This is a genomic window from Alkalihalophilus lindianensis (genome assembly GCF_032843265.1).
GTDB classification, from domain to species: Bacteria; Bacillota; Bacilli; order Bacillales; family Bacillaceae_D; genus Alkalihalophilus; species Alkalihalophilus lindianensis.
The window spans coordinates 1-265 of sequence record NZ_JAWJBA010000446.1 but is presented as its reverse complement, the minus strand read 5'-3'; the positions used below and the strand labels follow the sequence as shown (position 1 = coordinate 265).

The 265-nt window shown below is 39.2% G+C and carries 1 protein-coding gene; it reads left to right on the top strand.

The annotated features are described in order from the left end of the window. On the top strand, positions 1-265 hold a 265-nt coding region (locus tag RYX56_RS22975; protein ID WP_317124204.1), incomplete at both ends, for a hypothetical protein.

Here is a 265-nt window from a genome sequence, read left to right as displayed (position 1 = left end):
GTATTTGCCTTTTCACCCCAATATGATCGAAATCAGCAGTTGATCGATTTGCAGGCGTTTATTCAATCGATTAAGTCTACAAGAAATCTAGCTGATAAACGCTTGGCGAAGCTTTTATTCTATATTCGCTCAACGCTCTCAAGCTTTTTACAAAAACGGATGGAAGTCGAAAATCAGTTGGTTGAGGCCATAAGCTGGAATGAAGAAATGCATATGAAGCTAAATGGGGCGGTCAATCAATTACATGATACGATTGCCCATAAAC